General features: G+C 59.7%; 13 protein-coding genes and 2 tRNA genes. 10 read left to right on the forward strand and 5 right to left on the reverse strand.

Translation table 11 applies throughout. The features are described from left to right. Nucleotides 1–209: 209 nt before the first annotated feature. The 3 genes from KI231_RS02830 to KI231_RS02840 all read left to right on the forward strand — a co-directional run bounded on the left by KI231_RS02830 (nucleotide 210) and on the right by KI231_RS02840 (nucleotide 4,816). On the forward strand, nucleotides 210–1,397 hold the full coding sequence (locus tag KI231_RS02830; RefSeq protein WP_103304665.1) for an ATP phosphoribosyltransferase regulatory subunit: 1,188 nt from the start codon (nucleotides 210–212) through the stop codon (nucleotides 1,395–1,397). Nucleotides 1,398–1,451: 54 nt separating this feature from the next. Beyond that, nucleotides 1,452–2,741 carry an adenylosuccinate synthase gene (locus KI231_RS02835; protein ID WP_085711159.1) on the forward strand — a complete coding sequence of 430 codons (1,290 nt, stop codon included), beginning with the start codon at nucleotides 1,452–1,454 and terminating at the stop codon, nucleotides 2,739–2,741. Between the two features lie 140 nt (nucleotides 2,742–2,881). After that, the gene (locus tag KI231_RS02840) at nucleotides 2,882–4,816 is read left to right on the forward strand and encodes a methyl-accepting chemotaxis protein (RefSeq protein ID WP_213027378.1); all 1,935 of its coding nucleotides are present in this window, start codon (nucleotides 2,882–2,884) and stop codon (nucleotides 4,814–4,816) included. A 90-nt stretch (nucleotides 4,817–4,906) separates the two neighbouring features. Here the strand turns inward: KI231_RS02840 and KI231_RS02845 are convergent, their stop codons facing one another. The 4 genes from KI231_RS02845 to KI231_RS02860 all read right to left on the reverse strand — a co-directional run bounded on the left by KI231_RS02845 (nucleotide 4,907) and on the right by KI231_RS02860 (nucleotide 8,148). Continuing rightward, a complete protein-coding gene (locus KI231_RS02845) occupies nucleotides 4,907–6,472 on the reverse strand; it encodes an ABC transporter permease (protein ID WP_213027379.1) in 1,566 nt (521 codons plus the stop codon). After that, nucleotides 6,472–7,482, reverse strand: coding sequence for an extracellular solute-binding protein (locus KI231_RS02850; RefSeq protein WP_103304667.1), 1,011 nt, complete (start codon nucleotides 7,480–7,482; stop codon nucleotides 6,472–6,474). Before KI231_RS02850 ends, KI231_RS02845 begins: the two co-directional genes overlap by 1 nt. Nucleotides 7,483–7,793: 311 nt before the next feature. Next, nucleotides 7,794–7,880, reverse strand: a tRNA-Leu gene (locus KI231_RS02855). A 181-nt stretch (nucleotides 7,881–8,061) separates the two neighbouring features. Then, nucleotides 8,062–8,148: transfer RNA gene (locus tag KI231_RS02860), tRNA-Leu, on the reverse strand. Nucleotides 8,149–8,374: 226 nt separating this feature from the next. Here KI231_RS02860 and rnr point away from each other — a divergent pair. The 7 genes from rnr (at nucleotide 8,375) to dnaB (ending at nucleotide 15,671) form a co-directional block, all read left to right on the forward strand. Beyond that, the gene (rnr, locus tag KI231_RS02865) at nucleotides 8,375–11,005 is read left to right on the forward strand and encodes a ribonuclease R (protein ID WP_213027380.1); all 2,631 of its coding nucleotides are present in this window, start codon (nucleotides 8,375–8,377) and stop codon (nucleotides 11,003–11,005) included. After that, a complete protein-coding gene (rlmB, locus tag KI231_RS02870; RefSeq protein ID WP_103304669.1) occupies nucleotides 11,002–11,766 on the forward strand; it encodes a 23S rRNA (guanosine(2251)-2'-O)-methyltransferase RlmB in 765 nt (254 codons plus the stop codon). The genes rnr and rlmB overlap by 4 nt, the downstream gene beginning before the upstream one ends. 307 nt (nucleotides 11,767–12,073) lie before the next feature. Beyond that, on the forward strand, nucleotides 12,074–12,496 hold the full coding sequence (rpsF, locus tag KI231_RS02875) for a 30S ribosomal protein S6 (protein ID WP_103304671.1): 423 nt from the start codon (nucleotides 12,074–12,076) through the stop codon (nucleotides 12,494–12,496). 29 nt (nucleotides 12,497–12,525) lie between these two features. Then, on the forward strand, nucleotides 12,526–12,756 hold the full coding sequence (gene rpsR / locus KI231_RS02880; protein WP_002551829.1) for a 30S ribosomal protein S18: 231 nt from the start codon (nucleotides 12,526–12,528) through the stop codon (nucleotides 12,754–12,756). A gap of 36 nt (nucleotides 12,757–12,792) precedes the next feature. Continuing rightward, nucleotides 12,793–13,686, forward strand: a complete 894-nt coding sequence (locus KI231_RS02885; RefSeq protein WP_213027381.1) for a hypothetical protein — start codon at nucleotides 12,793–12,795, stop codon at nucleotides 13,684–13,686. Nucleotides 13,687–13,705: 19 nt separating this feature from the next. Then, on the forward strand, nucleotides 13,706–14,152 hold the full coding sequence (gene rplI, locus KI231_RS02890) for a 50S ribosomal protein L9 (RefSeq protein ID WP_003186385.1): 447 nt from the start codon (nucleotides 13,706–13,708) through the stop codon (nucleotides 14,150–14,152). A 121-nt stretch (nucleotides 14,153–14,273) separates the two neighbouring features. Next, on the forward strand, nucleotides 14,274–15,671 hold the full coding sequence (gene dnaB, locus KI231_RS02895; RefSeq protein WP_007915846.1) for a replicative DNA helicase: 1,398 nt from the start codon (nucleotides 14,274–14,276) through the stop codon (nucleotides 15,669–15,671). Between the two features lie 43 nt (nucleotides 15,672–15,714). Here dnaB and KI231_RS02900 read toward each other — a convergent pair whose 3' ends face one another. After that, nucleotides 15,715–20,361: an NEL-type E3 ubiquitin ligase domain-containing protein gene (locus KI231_RS02900; RefSeq protein ID WP_249412093.1), complete on the reverse strand. Its 4,647-nt coding sequence runs from the start codon at nucleotides 20,359–20,361 to the stop codon at nucleotides 15,715–15,717. Between the last annotated feature and the right edge of the window lie 64 nt (nucleotides 20,362–20,425).

The raw sequence follows: 20,425 nt of genomic DNA on the forward strand, positions 1-20,425 counted from the left end.
TTTTGCGTCTGCACGTTTGATTGCTGTTTTTGCTGCAGAACATCGGGTTGAATGACTCGACAGTTTTTCGAGGAAAGTGATGGGCGAAGCCGGTATCAGGCCTTTCGCTGCGTCGTTCATGCGCGTGCGTTTTGAACGGACCGATCATTTTCTGCTTCACTCAAGGCTCGCCCTCGTGCTGGCCGCCCGGATCAAAGGGGAATGGCGTAATGGCAACGGTAGACCGCTGGCTGCTGCCAGATGGCATCGAAGAAGTACTGCCACCAGAAGCGGCGCGCATTGAAGTTGCGCGTCGTCAGGTGTTGGATCTGTTCCAGAGCTGGGGTTACGAGTTTGTCGTGACTCCCCATATCGAGTACCTGGAATCCCTGCTGACGGGCGCGGGCCAGGACCTGGATCTGCGTACCTTCAAGGTCATCGACCCGCAGTCGGGCCGGCAGATGGGTTTCCGCGCTGACATCACGCCGCAAGTGGCGCGCATCGATGCGCACACCCTGCGTCGTGAAGGCCCGAGCCGTCTGTGCTACGCCGGCAGCGTGCTGCATGCCCAACCGCGTGCACTGTCGTCCTCGCGCAGCCCGATCCAGTTGGGCGCCGAGTTGTACGGCGATGCCAGCCCGAGCAGCGACGTTGAAGTCATCAGTCTGATGTTGGCCATGCTGCAACTGGCCGATGTGCCGGATGTGCACATGGACCTTGGTCATGTCGGCATTTACCGTGGTCTGGCGCGCGCCGCCGGCCTGTCCGGTGAAGTCGAGCAGCAGTTGTTCGATGCATTGCAACGCAAGGCCATCGACGAGGTCATTACCTTGACCGAAGGCTTGCCGGCCGATCTGTCCGGCATGCTGCGAGCGCTGGTTGATCTGTGTGGCGGTCGTGAAGTGCTGGCTGCAGCCCGCGAGCGTCTGGCCAATGCACCGGCGCCGGTGCTGGCGGCACTGGAAGATTTGCTGGCAATCGCCGAGCGTCTGTCGGCGCGCTTCCCGGAGTTGCCGCTGTACTTTGATCTGGGCGAGCTGCGCGGTTACCACTACCACACCGGTGTGGTGTTCGCGGTGTTCGTGCCGGGCGTTGGCCAGTCCATCGCTCAGGGCGGTCGCTACGACGACATCGGCGCCGATTTCGGTCGCGCCCGTCCGGCGACTGGCTTTTCTACCGATTTGAAAACCCTGGTGACCCTGGGGCGTGCTGACATCGAGTTACCGTCTGGCGGTATCTGGATGCCTGACAGTACGGATGCGGCACTCTGGCAGCAGGTTTGCCAGTTGCGCAGTGAGGGTCAGCGTGTCGTTCAGGCTTTGCCTGGACAACCTTTGGCCGCCGCCCGTGATGCGGACTGCGACCGGCAATTGATTCAGCAGAACGGGCTTTGGCAAGTATCGCCACTGGCTTCTTGAGTTTTCCTGCCGGCCATCGCCGGCACCAAGTTTGCGCGAATGAGGACAAGTGTTATGGGTAAGAATGTCGTAGTCCTGGGCACCCAATGGGGTGATGAGGGCAAAGGCAAGATCGTTGATCTGCTGACCGAACATGCTGCCGCCGTAGTGCGCTACCAAGGTGGCCACAACGCTGGCCACACGCTGGTGATCGACGGCGAAAAAACCGTCCTGCACCTGATCCCGTCGGGCGTGCTGCGCGAAGGCGTGCAGTGCCTGATCGGCAACGGCGTGGTGGTTGCACCTGACGCCCTGCTGCGCGAGATCACCAAGCTGGAAGAGAAAGGCGTACCGGTGCGTGAGCGTCTGCGTATCAGCCCGTCCTGCCCGCTGATCCTGTCCTTCCACGTGGCGCTGGACCAGGCCCGTGAAAAGGCCCGTGGCGAGCTGAAGATCGGTACCACCGGTCGCGGCATTGGCCCGGCTTACGAAGACAAGGTTGCACGTCGTGGCCTGCGTGTTGGCGATCTGCTGAACATGCCGCGCTTCGAAGACAAGCTGCGTGAACTGGTGGATTACCACAACTTCATGCTGGTCGGTTACTACAAAGAGCCGGCCATCGAGTTCGAGAAAACCCTGGCCGAGTGCAAGGAATACGCTGAGCTGCTCAAGCCGCTGATGCTGGACGTGACGGCCGAGCTGCACGACCTGCGTCGCGCCGGCAAAGACATCATGTTCGAAGGCGCCCAAGGTTCGTTGCTCGACATCGACCACGGTACCTACCCGTACGTGACCAGCTCCAACACCACCGCTGGTGGCGTGGCGACCGGTTCGGGCGTTGGCCCGATGTTCCTCGACTACATCCTGGGCATCACCAAGGCTTACACCACTCGCGTCGGTTCGGGTCCATTCCCGACTGAGCTGTTTGACGAAGTCGGTGCGCACCTGGCCAAACAAGGTCACGAGTTCGGCGCTACCACCGGCCGTGCCCGTCGTTGCGGCTGGTTTGACGCCGTTATCCTGCGTCGCGCTATCGATGTGAACAGCATCTCGGGCATCTGCCTGACCAAGCTGGACGTACTCGACGGCCTGGAAACCATCAACATCTGCACCGGCTACAAAGATGCACAAGGCAACGCCGTTGCGCCGACCGACGCTGACAGCTACGTAGGCCTGCAGCCTGTGTACGAAGAAGTACCGGGCTGGACCGAATCGACCGTGGGCGCCAAAACCCTGGAAGAGCTGCCGGCCAACGCCCGTGCCTACATCAAACGCGTTGAAGAGTTGATCGGCGCGCCGATCGACATTATTTCGACGGGCCCGGACCGCAACGAAACCATCGTTCTGCGTCATCCGTTCGCTTGATAAGTCGTTGATGTAAAAACACAAAGGCCCCTTGATCGGGGCCTTTGTCGTTTATGCCTGTTGGACGGCATGACCTTTGCTGTGAATCTCCCTACAAGAGTGCCATCAAATTAATGGCGTCAGAAGTAGAGGTATTCACAGTGTCGGCCGTTCTCTCACTGTTACAAAGCCGTTTATTGCGCCCTGTATTCGTTACCCTTGGTATCGCCCTTTTGGTGCAGGTGTTGGTGGCAGTCGCCCTGACACGGAGCACCGTCACGGCGCTGGAAGCTGATCTGGCCGTGCGCCTCGGTGCTGACAGCCAGAAGCTTTCCGGCGAACTGGAGCAGGCCGGGCGTGAAGTCACGTCGAGCCTCGATAACCTGTCCACCAGCACCCGTCAGCGTCTGACGGCTGGTTTGTCCTCGCGTCTGAAGGACGAACAGGCGCAACTGCGTACGACACTCGAAAAGGATCTGAAGGATTCGGCCAATGACATGGCCCAATTACTCGCCTCGGTCGCACCTCGCGCCATGTGGGACAGCGATGTACCGACCTTGTCCGAATTTGCCCGGCGTGCCCAGCGCAATCCCAATGTGCTGTTCGTGGTCTACGACGACGCCACGGGGCAGCATCTGACGCGTTATCTCAATCGCGAAAACCCGATCAACAAGGCCTTGCTCGAAAAGGGCCAGGGCGAGCGTGCGCTGGATAAAGTGCTGGACGCGGCGAAGAACGATCCGTCGGTTTACTACCTCGAAGCGTCGATCAACCCGAACGGCGTGGAAATCGGCAAGGTGCTGATGGGGGTTTCCACCGCTTCGGTCGAGACCGATCTGGCGGCGCTCGACAAGCGCTTCTCGGCGCTGATTGCCAGCAGCGATCAGTTGGTCGGCGACAGCCTCAAGGGCGCCGCCGCTGACAGTGCCGCAGCAATGCAGGCGCGTCTGCAGTCGGCGCAGTCCACTGCCGCCGAAATGAAAGCCAACACGGCGCGTACCGTGCAGGACGCTGCCGCAACCCTGCGCTGGCGGATCGGTTTGGGCCTGGCGCTGGTCGGCTGTGGCGTGCTGTTGCTGCTGGCGGTGGTACTCGGGCATCGGGTGGTCAATCGTCTGAAGATGCTCAACGCGGCAATGGACGATCTGGCGGCGGGTGAGGGCGATCTGACCAAGCGTGTGCAGATCAACAGCAAGGACGAGATCGGTGACATGGCCTCGGCGGTCAATCGCTTTGTGGATAAGTTGCAACCGATCGTGCGCGAGGCGGGCGATGTCGCCCAGCGTACCGGCGTGGAAATCGGCGCGATGACCCTGCGCAATGCCGGCGCCGATGCGGCGGCGGGGATGCAGCGTGATGAAGTGGCGGAAAGCTTGCGTGCGTTGTCGCAAATGGCCGACGAAGCGCAATCGGAAAGCCACGCGATGCAGGCGGCGTTGAGGCAGGTTGTGGATATTCGCCAGGCCACTGACGAAAACACGCGCACGTCGGCCAAGGTTGGCAGTTTGATCGAGGCGTTGGCGGGGCAAGTCGATACCGGGGCTAAGGTCATCGAGCGGCTGGCGCAGCAGAGTGAGCAGATTGAAGTGGTGTTGACGGTGATTCACGGGATCGCCGAACAAACGAATTTGTTGGCATTGAACGCAGCCATTGAAGCGGCGCGGGCGGGCGAGACCGGACGTGGTTTCGCCGTGGTCGCGGACGAGGTTCGGGCGTTGGCGAGCAAGACGCAAAGTTCGACTGGCGATATTCAGGCGCACATTGTCGCGTTGCAGCAGGGCGCGCGTGAGGCAGTGGAAGCGATCGGTCAGGCTGGACGTCAGGCCAGCGAAGGTTTGCTGGTGCTGCGCGACAGTGCGCGGCTGCAGCAGTCGGTACAGGCTTCGGTCGAGCAGGTGCATGCGGCGATTGGTCTGGCGACGCAGGCCGCTGCGCATCAGGCGCAGGGGGCGCAGGCAGTGCGTGGGCGGGTCGAGACGATCCATGCTCAGGCCGAGAAAGCGGCTCAGGCGGTGGTGGAAACCACGGCCAGTGGCAAGGTGCTGGATGGTCTGGCGGCGCAGCTCAAGGCGAGTCTGGGGCAGTTCAGGGCTTGAGGTTGTATTAGTTGGTCCGTTCGCGAGCAGGCTCTCTCCCACATTGGAATGCATTTCCCTGTGGGAGCGAGCCTGCTCGCGAAAGCGCTGTCAGCGGCTCAGATACATCCGGGTCGTCAGTAAATAAACCGGTAGCCCGGATACCAAAATCAACAACGCCGCATAAGGCGCCGCCGCTGCGAATTCGACATTCGCGGTATGCGCCCAGACCTCGGTCGCCAGGGTGTTGAGCCCGGTCGGACTCAGCAGCAAAGTCGCGGTCAGTTCCTTCATCGCATCCAGAAACACCAGCGCAAACGCCGCGCCCAAGGCCGGGAAGATGATCGGCAGCGTCACCCGGCAAAATGCCGTGAATGATGAAGCGCCCAGCGTACGCGCCGCTTCTTCCAGCTGCGGTGCAGCCTTGTTCAGCGCGGTACGAATCGGCGCTTGAGCCAGTGGCAGAAACAGCAGCGCATAAGCGATCAGCAGCAGCCCGGATGTCTGATACAGCGCCGGCACGTAGTGCAGGGCGAAATACACCAGCGTCAGCGCAATCACCAGCCCCGGCAGCGCGTGCAGCAGGTACGGCAGGCGCTCGGCCCAGATCGCCAGTTGGCCTTTGTATCGCACCACCAGCAATCCGACCGGCACCGCCAGTACCAGGCACAACGCCGCGCCACCCAGCGAGAGTGCCAGCGACGACAGCAGTGCTTCGGTAATCGCCGCGACCGGGAAGGCCGCCGAGGACCCCACCGCAAGCCAGTACACCAGCATCCCCAGCGGAATCCCGCTGCCGACAATCGCCAGCATCAGGCAATACAACTGACCGACAGCGGCCCACCGTCCCAGTCGAACCTGCTCGGCCTGGCGCGCCGCACCTTGCCCGGTGCGCACATGCCGGCCCTTGCCGCGTACGCGCAATTCGAGCCATAGCAGCACCAGACATAGCGCCAGCAACACCGCAGACAGCATCGCCGCGTTGGCGTTACTGAATTCCAGTTCGAACTGCTGATAGATCGCGGTAGTGAAAGTTTGCAGGCCGATGATCGACAGTGCGCCGAACTCCACCAGCATGTGCAGGGCAATCAGCAGCGAGCCGGCCAGCAGAGACGGCCAGAGCAGCGGCAGGGTGACGCGGAAAAACACGCCCCAGCGGTTTTGGCCCAGCGTGCGGGCGGATTCTTCAAGGGAGGGATCAAGATTGCGCAGGGTCGCTGCAACCGGCAAAAAGATCAGCGGATATTTCGACAGGCTCATCACCAGAATCGCTCCGCCGAGTCCTTCGAACTGCGCGCTCAAGGAGACCCAGGTGAAGCTGCTGACGAACGCCGGCACCGCGAACGGCAGACACAGGATCACACCCCACAGGCGTCGCCCGGGCAAATTACTGCGCTCCAGCAACCACGCCAGCGACAGGCCGATCACACCGCAGGTCAGCGTCACGCCCACCATCAGTGCCAAGGTGTTGCGCAGCAGGCCGAACACATATGGGCGCCACAGCAAGTGCAGCGCCTCGGCCCAGCCCGCCTGCCAGGCTTTCAGGCCAACGTAGGCCAGCGGCAACAGGCTCAGCACCACCAGTAACAGTACCGGCAGCACCAGCCAGATCGACGGGCGCTTGCGCCGTGGCACGTAACCCCCGCGCGCGGCGGGGGCGGATAACGATGCGGTCATCAGTTCAAGCCAACTTCACGTTCCAGATCCAGCGCTTCTTCAGCATTGCCCAGATCGGCAGGAGTGACGTTCGGCGCTTCCAGTTCGCTGAACGGCTTGAGGCCGCGATCAGATTCCATACCTTTGTGCAGCGGATATTCGGCGGTGGTCTGGGTGATCACGCGCTGGCCTTCTTCGCTGGCCATGTAGGCAAGAAATTGCTGGGCTTCTTTTGGATGTTTGCTGGATTTCAGCACGGCTGCGCTGGATACGGTGATCAGGCCGCCGACGTCACCGCCGGTGAAGTAATGCAGCTTCGAATCAAGTTTGCCTTTCTCACGCTGCAGGGCGAACCAGTAGTAGTTGTTCACCAGAACGGTGGCGACTTCGCCGTTTTCCACGGCTTTGAGCGCAACCATGTTGTTGCTGTAGGTCTTGCCGAATGCGCGCAGGCCGGTCAGCCATTCTTCGGCGGCGTCACGACCGTGCAGCTTGATGATCGCCACGGCCTGTTCCTGGAACGCGCCGCTGGTGGGTACGAAGCCGACTTTGCCCTGCCACTTCGGATCGGAGAATTCCATTACCGATTTCGGCAGGTCTTTTTCATCGACCAGTTTCGGGTTGTAAGCGACCACTCGAACCCGCGCGGTGACGCCGATCCAGGTGCCGTTGCCGGCAACGTATGTCTTTGGCAGAACCGCCAGAGTGGCATCATCGGTCTTGGCCAGCAGGCCGAGTTCGCCGAGATTGTTCAGTGGTGGCGATTCTTCGGTGTAGATCACGTCGGCAGGAGAGCGGTCGCCTTCTTCGATGACCTGGCTGGCGAGTTGATTGCTGCTGCCTTTGCGCACATTGACGTGAATGCCGGTCTTGGCTTCGAAGGCTTTGGCGATCGCGTCGCCGACTTCCTTGTGCTGGCCGTTGTAGAGAGTCAGGGAAACCGCATCGGCAGCCTGGGTGAGGGGAGTGGCGAGCGCCAGGCCGAGGAGGGTGAAGGTCAGGCTTCGGCGCAGGGTATTTCGAAACGTCATTCGCAGGGTTCCTCACTGTCGCATTGCAAAAACTTGCAACAATGATAAACGATATTGTTTCTCAAGTGCGCCTTGCGATGGAGAGGCGAGTTTGCTAGATGACTGGAAAAACCATTGTGGCGAGGGAGCTTGCTCCCGCTCGGCTGCGAAGCAGTCGTTAGATTTGTGAGCGAGGATTAATTGAATGAAAGCGAGGGGCGCTGGCTCCCTCGTCACAGGGGATTGTGGTGGGTTTTTCTGAGAGCCAGAAACGCAAAAACCCGCTTTCGCGGGTTTTTGGGAAACTCAACGTCGTAACCTTGAGTTTGAATTGGTGCCCAGAAGAAGACTCGAACTTCCACGACCGTAAGGTCACCAGCACCTGAAGCTGGCGTGTCTACCAATTTCACCATCTGGGCAATCATCGCTAGCGTTGCCGCTGTTGATGTGGCGCACTATACGGAGCGCTTTTTGATCTGTAAACCCCTGATTTAATTTTAATAAATCAGTTTTAACAAAAGCGTTCCTTAGAATGCAAAAAACCCGCTTTCGCGGGTTTTTGTGTGAGTCTTGAAACTGATCTAGTCTCAAACTCGAAATTGGTGCCCAGAAGAAGACTCGAACTTCCACGACCGTAAGGTCACCAGCACCTGAAGCTGGCGTGTCTACCAATTTCACCATCTGGGCAGTATCGGCAGCGCTTGTGCGTCGTCGATGGCGCGCACTATACGGAGCGCCTTTTTAACTGTAAACCCCTGCTGTGATATTTTTTGATTTTTTTTACCAGCGGTGTTCAAAACGCCCGCAAAGCGTCGATACAGGCCTTTAGATGGGCCTTATAGAGTCGGAAATTTCCCGTTTGATGGCGCCTATGCCAAACTAACCCGCATATAGACAAGGTGAAAACTCTCTAATGGCCGATTGGCAGTCCCTCGATCCCGAGGCCGCTCGTGAAGCGGAAAAATATGAAAACCCTATTCCTAGCCGCGAACTGATCCTGGCGCATCTCGCCGATCGGGGTTCGCCTGCTGCCCGCGAGCAACTGGTCGAAGAGTTTGGTCTGACCACAGAAGACCAGATCGAAGCCCTGCGCCGCCGCCTGCGCGCCATGGAGCGCGACGCTCAACTGATCTACACCCGCCGTGGCACTTACGCGCCGGTAGACAAGCTCGACCTGATCCTCGGCCGCATCAGTGGTCACCGGGACGGTTTCGGTTTCCTGGTGCCGGACGACGGCAGCGATGACCTGTTCATGAGCCCGGCGCAAATGCGTCTGGTGTTCGATGGTGACCGTGCGTTGGCGCGTGTTTCCGGTCTTGACCGTCGCGGTCGCCGCGAAGGCGTGATCGTAGAGGTGGTGTCGCGTGCTCACGAAACCATCGTCGGTCGCTACTTTGAAGAGGGCGGCATCGGCTTCGTCGTCGCCGACAACCCGAAAATCCAGCAAGAAGTGCTGGTCACTCCGGGCCGCAATGCCAACGCCCAGATCGGTCAGTTCGTCGAGGTGAAGATCACCCACTGGCCGACACCGCGCTTCCAGCCGCAAGGCGACGTGGTCGAAGTGGTCGGCAACTACATGGCGCCGGGCATGGAAATCGATGTCGCGCTGCGTACCTATGATATTCCGCACGTCTGGCCTGAAGCCGTTTTGAAAGAAGCGGCCAAGCTCAAGCCTGAAGTCGAAGAAAAAGACAAAGAGAAGCGCGTCGACCTGCGTCATCTGCCGTTCGTCACCATTGACGGCGAAGATGCCCGCGACTTCGACGATGCGGTTTACTGCGAAGCCAAACCGGGCAAGCTGCGCCTGTTCTCCGGCGGCTGGAAGTTGTACGTGGCGATTGCCGACGTTTCCAGCTACGTCAAGATCGGTTCGGCGCTGGACAACGAGGCGCAAGTGCGCGGCAACTCGGTGTATTTCCCCGAGCGCGTGGTGCCGATGCTGCCTGAGCAATTGTCTAACGGCCTGTGCTCGCTGAATCCCCACGTTGATCGTCTGGCCATGGTTTGCGAGATGACCATCTCCAAGTCCGGCGAAATGACTGACTACTGCTTCTACGAAGCGGTGATCCATTCCCACGCTCGTCTGACCTACAACAAAGTCAGTGCGATGCTGGAAACGCCGAAAATCACCGAGGCGCGTCAGCTTCGCGGTGAGTACAACGACGTTCTGCCGCACCTCAAACAGCTTTATGCGCTGTACAAGGTTCTGCTGGCGGCTCGTCACGTACGTGGCGCGATCGATTTCGAAACGCAGGAAACCCGAATCATCTTCGGTACCGAGCGCAAGATTGCCGAAATTCGTCCGACCACCCGTAATGACGCACACAAGCTGATCGAGGAGTGCATGCTGGCGGCCAACGTGGCCACCGCCGAATTCCTCAAGAAGCACGAAATTCCTGCGTTGTACCGCGTCCATGATGGTCCGCCACCGGAGCGTCTGGAAAAACTTCGCGCCTTCCTCGGCGAGCTCGGCCTGTCCCTGCACAAAGGCAAGGACGGCCCGTCGCCGAAGGACTATCAGGCACTGCTGGCAAGCATCAAGGATCGTCTGGATTTCCATCTGATCCAGACCGTGATGCTGCGCTCGCTGAGTCAAGCGGTGTACAGCGCTGACAATCAGGGCCACTTCGGCCTGAATTATGAAGCCTACACTCACTTCACCTCGCCGATCCGTCGTTACCCGGACCTGCTCACGCACCGCGCGATCCGCAGCGTGATCCATTCGAAACAGGACACCCCGCACGTTCGCCGTGCCGGTGCGATGACCATTCCGAAGGCGCGTATCTACCCGTACGACGAAGCGGCCCTTGAGCAGCTCGGCGAGCAATGCTCGATGAGCGAGCGCCGTGCCGACGAAGCGACCCGCGACGTGGTGAACTGGCTCAAGTGCGAGTTCATGAAAGATCGCGTGGGCGAATCGTTCCCGGGCGTGATCACTGCGGTGACCGGTTTTGGTCTGTTCGTCGAGCTGACCGATATTTACGTCGAAGGTCTGGTGCATGTCACCGCGCTGCCGGGCGACTACTACCACTTCGATCCTGTGCATCACCGCCTGGCGGGCGAGCGCACCGGTCGCAGCTTCCGTCTCGGCGATACCGTTGAAGTTCGCGTCATGCGCGTTGACCTTGACGAGCGCAAGATCGACTTCGAGATGGCGGAAAAAACCATCAGTGCGCCGATCGGCCGTAAAAAGCGTGGCGCTGAAACTGCTGCTCCAGCGACCAAGGCTGTGGAAGAAAAGGCCCCGGCAAAAACTTCCAGTCGTCGTCCAGCCAAAGAGAAGGCCGTCGAGGCCTATCGCCCAAGCGATGCCGTGGCGAAAAACGCCGAGCTGCGTAAAAGCCGTGAAATGAAGAAAGCACTGCTTTCCGATGCCAAAAGCGGTGGTAAAGCGGCGTCTGCGGGAAAGACCGGACGGTCGGCGCCTGAAAAGGCCGCCGGCGGCAAGCCAGCCAAACCGAGCAAACACCGTAAAGGCCCGCCAAAAGCGGGTTCTGCTCCAGCCAAAAGTGGCGGGGCGCGTAAACCGAAGGCGAAGTCATGAGTCAGTTGGAAAAAATCTACGGCGTTCACGCGGTAGAAGCGTTGCTGCGTCACCATCCGAAGCGCGTCAAGCAGATCTGGCTGGCCGAAAGCCGCAATGATCCGCGCGTGCAGACCCTGATCGAACTGGCCAACGAGAATCGTGTCCAGGTCGGTCAGGCCGAGCGCCGCGAAATGGACGCCTGGGTTGAAGGCGTGCACCAGGGCGTGGTTGCGGACGTCAGTCCGAGCCAGGTCTGGGGTGAGGCAATGCTCGACGAACTGCTCGATCGCACTGAAGGCGCACCGTTGTTGCTGGTGCTCGACGGCGTGACCGATCCGCACAACCTCGGTGCCTGCCTGCGTTCGGCTGATGCTGCCGGTGCGCTGGCAGTGATCGTGCCGAAAGACAAGTCGGCCACGCTGACACCTGTGGTGCGTAAAGTGGCTTGCGGCGCGGCGGAAGTGATTCCGCTGGTTGCCGTGACCAACCTGGCGCGCACCCTGGAAAAGCTTCAGCAGCGCGGTTTGTGGATTGTCGGCACGGCGGGTGAGGCCGAGGTCAGCATTTATGACCAGGACCTGACCGGCCCGACCATTCTGATCATGGGTGCCGAGGGCAAAGGCATGCGTCGCCTGACCCGTGAGCACTGCGACTATCTGGTGAATCTGCCGATGGCCGGTAGTGTCAGCAGTCTCAATGTTTCCGTGGCGACCGGCGTGTGCCTGTTTGAAGCCCAGCGTCAGCGTGGCGCCAAAGCCAAGGCCTCCGCCAAGAAATAAAGCTGCATGCAATCAACTGTGGGAGCGGGCTTGCCCGCGAAAGCGTAGTGTCAGTCGACAATTATGTTGCCTGATGTATCGCATTCGCGAGCAAGCCCGCTCCCACATTGGTTTGTGGTGAAGGCAGGATTGGTGATTGTTCAAATATTCACCAATTGCCTTGCACCTCTCCTGTCCCTTCTCTACAATTGCGCCCCTTGCTGTGACGGCAGGCACGCATGTGCCCCGCGCCGGCAAGTCCATAAGTGTCATTCACTCCTTGTCTGACCGTTTTTGAGCGGCAGGCTACAACCCGTAAGGAGCATTCATGCGTCATTACGAAATCATCTTTTTGGTCCACCCGGATCAAAGCGAGCAAGTCGGCGGCATGGTTGAGCGTTACACCAAGCTGATCGAAGAAGACGGCGGCAAAATCCACCGTCTGGAAGATTGGGGCCGTCGTCAACTGGCCTACGCAATCAACAATGTTCACAAGGCTCACTACGTGATGCTGAACGTTGAGTGCACTGGCAAGGCCCTGGCCGAGCTGGAAGACAACTTCCGCTACAACGATGCAGTGATCCGTAACCTGGTCATCCGTCGCGAAGAAGCCGTTACCGGCCAATCCGAGATGCTCAAGGCTGAAGAAAACCGCAGTGAGCGCCGTGAGCGTCGCGACCGTCCTGAGCACGAAGGCGCCGAAGGCACCGATAGTGATGACAGCGACAACAGCGATAACGCTGACGAGTAATCCACGGACCTTATTAAGGAGCCTATCAAATGGCACGTTTCTTCCGTCGTCGTAAATTCTGCCGCTTCACCGCTGAAGACGTGAAAGAGATCGATTACAAAGATCTCAACACTCTGAAAGCCTACGTATCCGAGACCGGCAAAATCGTTCCAAGCCGCATCACCGGTACCAAAGCTCGTTATCAGCGTCAGCTGGCCACCGCTATCAAGCGCGCCCGCTTCCTGGCCCTGCTGGCCTACACCGACAGCCACGGCCGCTGAGACCGGGCAGTCGACAAGTAGCAAAGGATTGAATGCATGCGTGCCTTAGCTGAGTTCATCATGCGAGGCCGTATGCAGGCCACTCTCGTGGTGGCCGGATGTGCAACATTGCCGTTGTTATATTGGTTGGGCGCTGCCGCCGGGAGTCTTGTACTGCTGCGGCGCGGATTGACGGACGCCATCGGCGTTCTGTCCCTGGGATTGCTGCCGGCATTGATCTGGTGGCTGTATGCCGATGACCCACGAGCACTTCTGGTGCTGCTGGGGTCTTCGGGACTTGCGTTGGTTTTGCGCGCAAGTGAATCCTGGGTCCGCACGCTGCTGGTCAGCGTAGTGATTGGAGTGGTGTTTTCAGTGGTGCTCGGGGCAGCGTTTGCGGCCCAGATCGAGATGCTCGCGCAGGCCTTGATAAAGGTCATGCCAGCGCTTCTCGGTGAAACCTACAAGCAATTGTCGGTCGATGAGCAAGCGCGTTTCGCGTCCCTGATTGCGCCAGTCCTGACCGGACTGATTGCGGCGTTGTTGCAGATCGTCAGCGTGCTGAGCCTGATTGTCGGGCGGCATTGGCAGGCGTTGTTGTACAACCCGGGTGGTTTTGGTCGCGAGTTTCGCGCCATCCGGATCCCGCTGGGGCCGGCGATGTTGCTGCTGGCGTTGATGCTTCTGGGCCCGAATCTCGGTGCACAGATGGCCATGTTGACGCCGTTGTGCAGTGTACCGCTGGTGTTCGCCGGTCTGGCCCTGATTCACGGGCTGGTCGGGCAGAAGCGACTGGCCGGTTTCTGGCTGGTGGGGTTGTACGTCACGCTGCTGTTGTTCATGCAGCTGATCTATCCGTTGCTCGTGGTTCTGGCCATTGTCGACAGCCTGATTGATTTTCGCGGTCGTCACGTGTCGAAAGACACCGACAGCGCGAACGGTGAAGGTTAAAAGTTAAGAGGATTTCCACATGCAACTGATCCTTCTGGAAAAAATCGCCAACCTGGGCAACCTGGGCGACAAAGTAAACGTTAAGGCCGGTTACGGCCGTAACTACCTGCTGCCTTTCGGCAAAGCTACCGCTGCGACCGCTGCCAACCTGGCTGCGTTTGAAGAGCGTCGTGCCGAGCTGGAAAAAGCTGCCGCAGACCGTAAAGCATCGGCTGAAAGCCGTGCTGCCCAACTGGCCGAGCTGGAAGTGACCATCACTGCCACCGCTGGCGACGAAGGCAAGCTGTTCGGTTCGATCGGTACTCACGACATCGCTGACGCACTGACCGCCTCCGGCGTTGAAGTTGCGAAAAGCGAAGTTCGTCTGCCGAACGGCACCATCCGCAACGTGGGTGAATTCGACGTGGCTGTGCACCTGCACGCCGAAGTTGAAGCCACCGTACGCGTTGTCGTGGTAGCAGCTTAAGCAACACCTGATCGGCTGGCGGCTTGTCCGTCAGACGGTTAACATCGGGCACGATCCTGTTTACAGGTCGTGCCCTTTGTCTTTCTGAATTCCCTGTTTTTCCAAACAAACACAAGTGGCCATGAACGATATCTCCGCTCCCGAGCAATACGATCTGCAAACCGCTGCCCTGAAGGTGCCGCCGCATTCCATCGAGGCCGAACAGGCTGTTCTCGGTGGTCTGATGCTGGACAACAACGCCTGGGAACGCGTGCTCGATCAAGTCTCCGACGGCGATTTCTATCGACATGACCACCGGCTGATTTTCCGTGCGATCGCCAAACTGGCCGATCAGAACATGCCGATCGACGTCGTGACCCTGTCCGAGCAACTGGACAAGGAAGGTCAGACCTCGCAAGTCGGCGGCCTCGGTTATCTTGGCGAGCTGGCGAAAAACACGCCGTCCGTCGCCAACATCAAGGCCTATGCGCAAATCGTCCGCGAGCGGGCAACCTTGCGCCAACTGATCGGCATCAGCACTGAAATCGCCGACAGCGCCTTCAATCCTGAAGGTCGCACCGCCGCCGAGATTCTCGACGAAGCCGAACGGCAGATCTTCCAGATCGCCGAAGCGCGGCCGAAGACCGGTGGCCCGGTCGGTGTGAACGATTTGCTGACCAAGGCCATCGACCGCATCGACACCCTGTTCAACACCGACAACGCCATCACCGGCCTGTCCACCGGTTACACCGACCTCGACGAGAAGACCAGCGGCCTGCAACCGTCCGACTTGATCATCGTCGCCGGCCGTCCATCGATGGGTAAAACCACCTTCGCGATGAACCTGGTGGAAAACGCCGTGTTGCGCAGCGAAAAAGCGGTGCTGGTGTACTCGCTCGAGATGCCAGGCGAATCGCTGATCATGCGTATGCTTTCGTCCCTCGGCCGCATCGACCAGACCAAGGTGCGTTCCGGACAGCTAGAAGACGATGATTGGCCGCGCCTGACTTCGGCGGTCAACCTGCTCAACGACCGCAAGCTGTTCATTGATGACACCGCCGGTATCAGCCCGTCGGAAATGCGTGCACGGACCCGGCGTCTGGTGCGTGAGCACGGCGATGTCGGCCTGATCATGATCGACTACCTGCAACTGATGCAGATTCCGGGCTCCAGCGGTGACAACCGGACCAACGAGATTTCCGAGATCTCGCGATCCCTGAAAGCGCTGGCCAAGGAATTCAACTGCCCGGTGGTGGCGTTGTCGCAGCTCAACCGCTCGCTGGAACAACGTCCCAACAAACGTCCGGTGAACTCCGACCTCCGGGAATCCGGAGCGATCGAGCAGGACGCCGACGTGATCATGTTCGTGTACCGGGACGAGGTGTATCACCCGGAGACCGAGCACAAAGGCATCGCCGAAATCATCATCGGCAAGCAGCGGAACGGCCCGATCGGTTTTATCCGTCTGGCGTTCATCGGTAAGTACACCCGTTTCGAGAACCTTGCGCCGGGCAGCTACAACTTCGACGACGACGAATAATGGCTGGCCGGTATCAACCGGCCAGCCGTCCTCACCCCGCGTGTCATTCAGTTCCGCCGGCTGCCTCCTCGCCGGTGTGGCGCGCGGAATGCTCGTTCAGTTCCTGTCGGGACAACGTGACGATCAGCGTCTCTTCCACTTTCGCCAGCGATGTTTGCAGCGCCTTCGATTGCGCGTCGTAATCGGCGAATGCCAGCGTCCCGGCGGCGTGCGCGTCATCGAGGGTCGCCTGGCGATCCTGAAACGTTTGTTGCTGCACTTCAAATTGCACCCGGTACTTGTGAGTGACAAATTCCTGCCAGAACTGCCTCGACACCAGGGCGTCGAATGCTTCAGGTGAATTGTCCAGTGCGATGACTTTTTCGTACGCCGCATCCAGTTGCGCCTTGGACACCTCGACTAAATTATCGAAACCCATTCGCTCAGGCTGTCCCGGCAGTTGGAGTCGGTCTTTCAAACGGTGGCGATAGAAAAGCCGGATCTCGACTTCCTCACGGACGTGAGGCGCTGCCTGCACTGCAGCTCCCTGGGGCCTCGACTCGAGGATCCTGGCCTCACGCTGGGCAATGTCCGCCGAGGCGATTTTGTCGACCTCATGCAAATGGAACAACGCTTTGGAAAGTGCAGACAGTTGCGGGCCTTGAGCATGATCTCGAGCTTGGCTGCGCGCATCGTGCACCATCGTCAGGATTTCCAGATTGGTAAACGTGAATGCCGCCCGATCACAACAGGCGGCGTCGCCCGCCCGGTCAAATACCTCTTTGCGCAGGCGTTCGGAATCCGCATTGTTTTCGGTGATGCTGTCGATCAGCTTCCAGACCCGTCGTTGAAGGTCGTGGTGACCGGTCGGAATGTCCAGCAAGCGTTCAAGCGTATCGAACAGACCCTCCGCGCGCGGCTGCTCATGCAGTGTTCGCCACTGGCTTCTTCTGGCTGTTACCTCATCTGTCGTCAGGCCCGATGTCCAGCGTGACATCGGATCATCTGTCGCTGGGCGTACGACGGGGGCATGGCCTCGTGCCGTGTCGATCAGGTTGCGCAGCCCTCTCAGCGGCATCTCGGCCGCTAACAAGCGCTCGTCGTATTGGAACAGCCGGGTTTGGGTTTCGGCGGACAGCGGATTGTTCCTGATGTCAGTCACGTTGTTGATGCGCACCGTATGGGCCAGTCGATCGTCTGGCGGGGCGATGACCGCATCCGGAATGTCTGTGATTCGGTTGTTGCTCAGATTGAACGTATCCAGTAATGGCTGATCGGCTATTCCGCTCGGGAAAGTGTCGATCCCGGTGTTGGCCAGATTAACCGAGCGAATGTCGGTCATCTGGCTGAAGTCCGGCGGGATGCCCAGTCGCGGATTTTCGTGCAGCCACAGGGCTCGCAGTGTTGTGCGCTCGGACAGCACGCGGGCGGTGTCGGCGGTCAGGGAAATCTGATTGTTCTGCAGGAAAAGTCGGGTCATCCCGCTCATTTCGCCAACGGCCGGCGGCAGTTCGCGCAGCTCATTTTGTGACAGGTCCAGCCAGCGCACATGGCGGAATCGGGTCAGAAAGCCTTCCGGCGAAGTGCTCAGAGCCATATTGCTCAATCGCAGAGAACCGACATGACTGAAATCGACGTCAATGTCCGGCAAGGTGGGCAGAATCAGGCCACTGAGATCCAGTTCCAGCCCGATGGGCGTGCGGTCATTGGCCAGTCTCTGCGGTGTTTCCCGCCGCCAGCACTTGATAATCCGCTCACTGGCCTTGACCCGGTCCGAGCGGGTCAGTGCGTTGGCCTCCAATTGGAACGCCCGAACGTAACCCCCGCGATTGCCTCCTCCAGAAAATACCCAGGCGTCGAGCTGGGTTTTCAGCACGCCAAACTCCTGTTCGAGGCTGTTGAGTTTCGTCGCCACGGTCCCGCGTTCAAGACCCCAGATGAACTCCCGGCATTCCTTGATGCTCTTGCTCGGAAAGAGTCGTCGGTATCGCTGTGCTCTTGAGTTTTCGCTATCAAATGCCGAGGGCTGGGCGGTATCCCACAACTCGGGATGAGCCGCGTTCAGACGTCGCCAGAAACCGTCGAATTTTCTCCAGTACGCTGAGGGAAAGGCATTGCCTTCAAGCAAGGTACCGGCGTTGATCCGAGCGACCAAGGGCAATTGCTCAACGGGCGGATCAAGGAGTGCATGCGGTACCTCACGCAGGCGGTTGTTGCGTAGATCCAGGTTGGTCAGCGCGGTCTTGTCCTGCAAGCCGGTAGGCCACTGACTGATTCCTGTATGGCTCAGGCTCAGGGAGGTCAGGCCAGACATGGCGCTGAAGTCAGGCGTCAGTTTGAGCGCCGGGTTATCGGCAAGATTGACCGTTTCCAATTGACTCAACGCGCTGAGTGTTGCTGCACTTTCCTCGTCCAGTTCAATACGGTTCGTGTTCAAGTCGAGGTGCTTGAGTTTGTTCATCTCGTTAATTTTTCCGGGCAATTTTCCAATCCCGGAGTGAGTGATGGACAAGTGCTCCAGATGGGCGAAGTTGGACAGGAACACGTCGGCCGCATCCGACCAGACAATGCTTTTCAGGGTCAGTGAACTCACGTGGCTGAAATCCGCGTTCAGATTCGGGAGTGGTCCGCCCTCCAGGAAAAACAACAGTGAATGCCGGGTAGTGCGTAGCCAGCACGCCTTGATTGACCTCGCGATTCGTTGCACCGACTTTTTTGTTGAGTCATCAGCTGTGGCGCTGCTGTTGTGACTACGAACGTATTCCTCCAGTTGCGTCTCCAGCCGCTCAAGTTCCTGCACGCGTGCGGCCAGCCCGGTTCGCGCGGCGTCGTCCATTTCCAGGACGAAGTCCTTGACCGCTTGCGCATCCTTGTCGGGATGCAGGCGTTGCACCATGACGATGTCGGCGGTGTCGCCGTCCAGTCTGAACGCGCCGCTGCCAGTGTGGGGCGCGAGCTCCGGGTGTGCAGCGGCGACGCGTCGCCAAAACCCTTCCAGCGTTCTCCAGTAACCCTGCGCAAACGCATTGTCTTCAAGCAGCGTGACGCCGTTGATCCGTGCGCGTGCCTGCAACTGATCGGCCGGTGGGTTGAGGATCGTTTCCGGTACTTCACTCAGACGATTCTGGCGCAGATCGACGAGTTCCAGCCCTGTCTGTTGTTCCAGGCCCGTCGGCCACTGGTCGATGCGGGTATTGCTCAGATTGACGACCTTCAACGCTGCCATGGCGCTGAAGTCCGGTGTCTGTCCAAGGGGATTGCCGGACAGGTCGATTCGCTCAAGCCGGGAGAGGGTGCTCAAATCGGCGGCAGCGGTGGCATCCAGCTGAATACGGTTGGAACTCAGGTCCAGCGCCTTCAGGGTTTTCAAGGTGGCGACAGCGTCGGGCAGCTTTTCCAGGGTGGTACGGGTGACGGTCAGGTGCTCCAGCCCCGAAAAACTGCTGAGAAACGTGTCGGCGGTGTCTGACCAGGTAATCTTGTCCAGCTCGAGCGTCCGGACATGGCCGAAGTCCGCTTTGAGCGGCGGCAACGTGGTTCCGTCCGGGGCAGGTAGCAGTTTCAGCGTTGTCCCGGTCTGCTGGCGCCAACAGCGTTTGGTCTCCACAACGGCGAGCTCTATCCAGGCTTTGCTGGCGGCCGGCACCGGCGATTGCGTGTGGGTGCGAGACCAGGCCGTCAATTCTTTCTTGAGGGTCTTGTAATCGGTTTCGCGACGTACCAGACCGCCCGGGACATCGTCCCCCAACGATTGGATAAAGGTCGTGACTTGCTCTTCGCTAAACGACGGGTACAGCTTGCGCGCGCGCGCCGCCGGGCTGTTCAAGCGATTGAGTGCGCTGGTGAAACGCTCCATCAGTGGGCGGTGCGGAGTTTGCCCGGCGCGGTGCATGCCGCCTGCACCCGGGAGATTGACCCCGAGCCAGCCGTCCAGCGGATCGAACACAATGGCTTCCGAGCGGCCCGGGCGTGTCGCGACATATTGGTTGTCGGTGCTGGCGGCGACGGCATCGTCGGCCCGGACAATGCGCATCACCGGCGTCAGGGCCGTGGTGGCTTCAGGATCGTGCAAGGCTTGATAGGCGACCTTTTCAATCACCGCATAGAGCTTGCCGTCAAACCGGTGCAGGCCATCGTTGCCGGGCTCGACGCCGGTAAAGTCCAGTTCTGTGCGAAAAGCCTGCAAGCGACTGTCGCTCAGCGCAAAAGTGATGGGCGAGTCGTCCAGCTCATACCACAGTTTGCTCTGCGGATCGCGAACCAGCACCGGCCCCGAAGGTTGCAGTTCGCTGCTCAGTCTGGCGCGGTGCTGGCCGGTGTGCGGATCCACTCCGACCGGGACGACGCCAACCTCCGTCACCTCGACATAGCGGCGTCCCTTGAGCGTAATGAAGCCATCGGCGTCAGCCAGCGGAAGCGGCGTAGTTGTCGTGATCCGGTAATGTTCCAGTGGTCGCGGCGCAGGTGCGGAGACGATGACGGGGGAGGGAGTCTGGCTGATAGTGACCGGCGCCGGGGTGATGATGTCCAGATCGGCGTGGGCGGCTGTGCTGCCCGCAGGTGTCGGGTGGCGCGGCCTTGTCACGGTCGGAGTATCGAAGTCCAGGTGCGGCAGGATGTCCGGTCGCGGCGGGCGTGGACTGTCTGTCTGCACGGGACGTGTGTGCACCTCAACGCTGACGGTGTTTCGAGTGGGTGGTTTTACAGGCATGAAAGTTCGTCCTTGAATAGTGTTGCGTCAGTTTCCGTAAGGGAATTGCTGAGCAGTTTTCGGC

Origin of the sequence: Pseudomonas sp. Seg1 (assembly GCF_018326005.1) — a bacterium.
GTDB lineage: Bacteria > Pseudomonadota > Gammaproteobacteria > Pseudomonadales > Pseudomonadaceae > Aquipseudomonas.

Excerpts from the sequence above, each read along its gene's own strand:
- KI231_RS02830 (WP_103304665.1), top strand. The coding sequence starts at position 210 with ATGGCAACGGTAGACCGCTGGCTGCTGCCAGATGGCATCGAAGAAGTA.
- KI231_RS02835 (WP_085711159.1), top strand. The coding sequence starts at position 1,452 with ATGGGTAAGAATGTCGTAGTCCTGGGCACCCAATGGGGTGATGAGGGC.
- KI231_RS02845 (WP_213027379.1), bottom strand. The coding sequence starts at position 6,472 with ATGACCGCATCGTTATCCGCCCCCGCCGCGCGCGGGGGTTACGTGCCA.
- KI231_RS02850 (WP_103304667.1), bottom strand. The coding sequence starts at position 7,482 with ATGACGTTTCGAAATACCCTGCGCCGAAGCCTGACCTTCACCCTCCTC.
- rnr (WP_213027380.1), top strand. The coding sequence starts at position 8,375 with ATGGCCGATTGGCAGTCCCTCGATCCCGAGGCCGCTCGTGAAGCGGAA.
- rlmB (WP_103304669.1), top strand. The coding sequence starts at position 11,002 with ATGAGTCAGTTGGAAAAAATCTACGGCGTTCACGCGGTAGAAGCGTTG.
- rpsF (WP_103304671.1), top strand. The coding sequence starts at position 12,074 with ATGCGTCATTACGAAATCATCTTTTTGGTCCACCCGGATCAAAGCGAG.
- rpsR (WP_002551829.1), top strand. The coding sequence starts at position 12,526 with ATGGCACGTTTCTTCCGTCGTCGTAAATTCTGCCGCTTCACCGCTGAA.
- KI231_RS02885 (WP_213027381.1), top strand. The coding sequence starts at position 12,793 with ATGCGTGCCTTAGCTGAGTTCATCATGCGAGGCCGTATGCAGGCCACT.
- rplI (WP_003186385.1), top strand. The coding sequence starts at position 13,706 with ATGCAACTGATCCTTCTGGAAAAAATCGCCAACCTGGGCAACCTGGGC.
- dnaB (WP_007915846.1), top strand. The coding sequence starts at position 14,274 with ATGAACGATATCTCCGCTCCCGAGCAATACGATCTGCAAACCGCTGCC.
- KI231_RS02900 (WP_249412093.1), bottom strand. The coding sequence starts at position 20,361 with ATGCCTGTAAAACCACCCACTCGAAACACCGTCAGCGTTGAGGTGCAC.